Raw genomic sequence first — 5,098 nt, 5'->3', positions numbered from 1 at the left:
GCTTCATTGACTGTCCCGTTCAATTGGGTAGGGACGCTATCACCCGCGACATTCCGATTCAAGTTGAAAAGGTCCTGCATCGGAAAAGCGGCGCTGCGGCGGTGGTTTGTGCAAAATTCAGGCTAGCTGGCTTTATCACTGGTGCGATCATCGGCATTGGACTGATTGCAGCCGTCGCCTTCTGCACCTTTACTTGCGGCTTTGGTGTCGCTCTCCTTGCCGGCCTGGCAGCCGGTATCGGCGCCTCAGCAATTCTGTCCGCTGGTGAAGCGCTAGGAAAGTTAGACTCTTCGCCCACAGGAATCATTAACAAAGGTTCGCTCAACGTATTTACCAACGGACTGGCTGCAGCCTTCGCTACCCGTAGCACAACGGTCTGTAGCAAACATGTGCCGATTCCGCTGGTGGCAGAGGGATCGAAAAACGTCTTTATTAACGGCATGCATGCTTCTCGAAAAGGTGACGCCATAACATGTGGCGCGACGATCAGCGGCGGTTCGTCGAATGTCTTTATCGGTGGCGGTACCGAGCGGCTTTTGCCAGTTGCCGAAGAAGTTTCCTCCCTGGCTCGCAAGGTCGTCGATGGCTTGTTCCTGGCCGCTGGGTTTGCTGGGGGCTTGGGTGGGCTTCTTAAAAATGCCGGCCCACTGACCAAGGCAGTACTGCCATGCGCTGCCAAGTACATTGCAGGCTTTGCCATTGGCGAGGCGGTGAGTCAATACGTCATCGCACCGGTGGCCGCCCGTGTCATGGGCGGGATGATGGGCCGGCCGGTAGAAGTGGCGACTGGACGCAAGATTCTTTTGGCCCAGGACGAGATCGATTTCATCGTGCAAAGCCCGATTCCGGTGACCGGTTCCCGCTTCTACGGCAGCAATCTGAAGCACGAGGGAACATTGGGCGCCGGGTGGGTGTTGCCTTGGGACCTGCGTCTTCAACAACGCGATGGCAAGGTTTGGTTTATGGACGACCAGGGCCGCGAGACAGGTTTTCCCTTGGTACAGCCCGGCCAATCCGCATTTAGCGACGTGGAACAGTGCTATCTTGCCTGCACGATAGAAGGACAGTACATTCTTTATGACCTCAATGAGATGTACTACGACTTCGGTTTTCTTGATCCTGCCGGAGACAAAACCGCTTGGGTTCGGCAGGTAGAGAACCGCTTCGGGCAGGGGCATGCCTATCTTCGCGACGAACGCCATCGCGTAAAGTCCATCCACACCAATAGCGGTCAGCGATTGCATCTGCACTATACGGACTTTCCTTCCAGGCTAACCACGGTCGAATGTGTTTCTGGTGGTACGCCTGGAACCTTGGCGAGCTACGGGTACGATGACCATGGCCAGTTGATATCGGTAACTGACGCGAATGGCGACCTGGCGCGCCAGTTCAGCTACATTGATGGGGTAATGGAAAGCCACACCAACGCCCTTGGATTCAAGTGTAGCTATGAATGGGCAATGATAGAAGGCCAGGCACGCGTGGTTACGTCGAGCACCAGCGAAGGCGAAAAGACGCGATTTCATTATGATACGTTGAATCATGCGACTTCGGCTACGGATGAGCTTGGCCGACAGGCGTACTGGACCTACGACCAGCATTTCCAGATTATTGCGTGCATGGATTTTGACCGCGGACTCTACACTATCGAGTACAACGACGCTGGGATGCCGAACCTGATTCAACTGCCGGGCGACCGTAAGATCGCGTTCGAATATGACGATCTTTCCAGGATCGTCCGCGAAACAGATGCGCTGGGCCGCGTTACGCACAGCAGCTACGACCGCAACACGATGCGCCTGACCGAGGTAGCGCTACCGGATGGCAGTCGTTGGAGGGCGGAATACGATTACTTTGGACGCCTTGCGAAAAACATCGATCCATTGGGACGTCAGGAGCGGTACGAATACGGCAATGATTTAAATCCAATGCCTCTGGCTCATATCGATGCACGTGGTGGCCGCCAGTTGATGGAATGGAACCTTCGCGGCCTGATAACCGCTTTTACGGACTGCTCCGGGAAGACAACTCACTATCAGTATGACCTGGATGGCCAACTGGCCTCGACCACGAATGCACTACAACAGACGACAATATACACGCGTCGCCGCACAGGCGAGCCGGTGCACCTTGTCAAGGCTGACGGAAGTACCGAAGAATTCCGATATGACGCAGCCGGTTTTCTGGTCGAGCAACGCAATAGCGCAGGACAATATCGTAGCTGGGTGCGAAACGCTCGCGGGCAAATCGTCGATGCGGTTAACCTCGAAAATCGCGCGTTGCGATATCGTTACGATGCACGGGGGCGACTGGTCGAACTGGCCAGCGACGCCAACACGCGCTACGCCTTTGAATATGATGATGGTGATCGTCTCGCCAAGGAAATCCGGCCGGACGGGGTCGAACGCATTCTTACCTATGACGCGGCGGGAGGCGCGTTGGCGATCAAGACAATTGGGGCGATTCAAAAAGGTGAGGCTACTGCGGACCGTGAACATCGAACCACACTCTTTGAACGCGATAAGATGGGGCGGTTGTCTGGTCAAATCACCGATACAGCGACCTGTCATATCACCTGGAGCGAAACCAATCGCCTTCTCGAAGCAACGCGTATCCCGTCACCAGCGGGACTTGCGCTTGGCATCGCGAAGAGCTCGGTACGCTTCGACTATGATCAAGCTGGGCGTTTGGTGGCCGAGCACGGTTCCGAGGGGACAGTTGCCTACACATTGGATGAACTCAACAATGTAACCCAGTTGAACTTACCCCACAACCAACAAGTCGAAACACTCACATACGGCTCCGGCCACGTGCATCAAATCCGGAGTGCGGATCACCTCATCAGTGACTTTGAACGCGACGACTTGCACCGTGAAGTTCTCCATACGCAAGGTGAGCTGACGCAGCGCATTGGTTACGACAAACTCGGGCGGCGGACATGGCAATCGTCCGGATTGATTCCATCTACGTTGGGACCCGCACAAGGTCAGTTGTGGCGCAGCTACCGTTACCATGCTTCGGGCGAATTGGCCGAACAGCACGACAGCTTGCGCGGAAGCATCGGCTATCAATACGACCCTGCGGGCCAATTGCAGCGGCAGACACGCGCGGAAGGTCAAGTGCAGGAACAATTCGCATGGGACGCGGCCGGGAACCTTCTCGATGATATCAAGCGGAAAAGCGCTGGACAGGTCGACGGAAACAGGTTGAAAGTATGGCAGGACTTGCGCTTTGAATACGATCCTTGGGGAAATTTGAGCACCAAGCGCAAGGGCGCGCATCAGATTCAGCGCTTTACTTTCGATGCAGAAAATCGCCTGGTCACTGTGACGACCGAAAATCTGCGTGGCACGACAGCCATGCGCTTCGATTATGACCCCCTTGGCAGGCGAATAAGTTCAACCGAAACGATATCTACAGCAACTGGAAACATACGCAGTGAGAACATACGCAGTGAGAACAAGCGCTTTGTTTGGCAAGGTTTGAGAATGGTTCAGGAAGTAAGAGCGTCTGGTGTAAGCAGTTATGTTTACAGTCCGGACGCGCTCTATACGCCACTAGCGAGAATCGATGCGGCAAAAATTGCAGCGACTGCCATAAAGGCAGAACAAAGTACAGCCCGTCGAATTTATCACTTTCATACTAATCTTGTTGGTGCTCCGCTAGAAGTAACGGACGAGGTCGGAAATCTTGCGTGGGCCGGTAATTACCAGGCTTGGGGAAAAGTTGAAGATGAGGAAAATTCCAGTCTGTCAGTTCCCATAGAGCAGCCTCTGCGCTTTTCCGGACAGTATTCCGACGAAAGCACGGGGCTGCACTATAATACCTTTCGATACTACGACCCGGATATTGGCCGATTTATCAGTCAAGACCCGATCGGGTTAGCTGGTGGAGCAAACATGTATGCGTATGCGCCGAATCCAACTGGGTGGATGGACCCGTTGGGATGGTGCTCCACGGCACTTGGGAAAAATATTGGGGCAAAACCGGGTGATGGTCTCCAAAACCACCATCTTATTCCTGAGGAAATCATGAAAGACGCCAACTATTCGGCGATGTTCGATAAGTTACGTAGTTTGGGATTTAAGGATGACGGAGCACCAAACGGCATTCTTCTTCCAGGTAGTTCAGCGCTAGCTAAATCAACGAATATTCCCGGGCATTGGTCTAGCCACAACCAGTACACAGCCGAAATAGAAAAGGATATTATAATTCTAGAAAGCAAGTTTCGTCGTGGAATACTCAGCGACAAAAAATTGTCAGCAGGGATAGCGAAAATTCAAAGTGAAGCAAGGAATGGACTTATGACTGGAAAATACATTGTAGATGCAATCACAGGGCGATTATTATGACTGAAAAAAACTACTATATTTTGAAATATAAGGCATGTGGAGCCGAGTGTCCTATACGCCTTTCCGGAAGATTAAATCAGCATAAATGGGAGTGGGACGGGTTTGAGACGAAGCCAAATGATGTGGACATTGTAAAAAATTACGAATTCACAGTTAGTGATAGAAAAATTAAATCTTTGGAATTTGATTTTTATGGCTATCTAACAAAATTCGTATCTGAAAAATTTCTGAAAGTATGCGATGATTTGAATGTAAAATTCCGCGCGGTGCCGTTGAAATTTATCGTGCAAAAAAAAGAGATTGATAAAAAATATTATATATTTCTTCCCGTAGATCACTTCTCATTATTGGATGCAGAGTTATCGGAATTCGAAGCAGTGCGGGACGATGAAACGGGGGAATTATTCGAAGACAAGATATATCCAGGGCAGGTGGTCTATGAAAACATTACCAAATTCGTCATATCAGACGGAGAATTCCCACATCTTTTCAAATGCTCAGAAATATTGGAGCTTGTCTGCACACGCGAATTCATGCAACTCGCTATCGAGCGAGGGCTGAATTGTATCGACTTCATACCGCTCGATGTAAATTTCAAATATAATACGTGAGCAATCTCATCGTAACCAATCACCTCCCCGCAGACAATTTTTCTGCCTGGAAACTCAGTTCAATGTATGATGTGCAATCTTGTTAAAAAAGCCCACGCCTCTCACTGATTTCGACCTGCGCCAGATGGATGAAGA

2 protein-coding genes are annotated in these 5,098 nt (G+C 51.4%); both read left to right on the top strand.

The window, feature by feature from the left end:
* The first annotated feature begins 23 nt into the window (after positions 1-23).
* Positions 24-4,352: an RHS repeat-associated core domain-containing protein gene (locus tag F1735_RS32400; protein WP_229506076.1), complete on the top strand. Its 4,329-nt coding sequence runs from the start codon at positions 24-26 to the stop codon at positions 4,350-4,352.
* Entirely contained in the window at positions 4,349-4,963 is a 615-nt protein-coding gene (locus tag F1735_RS32395) for a hypothetical protein (RefSeq protein ID WP_167240980.1), read from the top strand. Before F1735_RS32400 ends, F1735_RS32395 begins: the two co-directional genes overlap by 4 nt.
* Positions 4,964-5,098: the final 135 nt, after the last annotated feature.

The sequence above is a fragment of the Massilia genomosp. 1 genome, from assembly GCF_011682185.1.
Lineage (GTDB): Bacteria > Pseudomonadota > Gammaproteobacteria > Burkholderiales > Burkholderiaceae_D > Telluria_A > Telluria_A rubra.
Note: the sequence above shows the minus strand (reverse complement) of the source record. Positions and strands in the feature narration are given on the sequence as shown.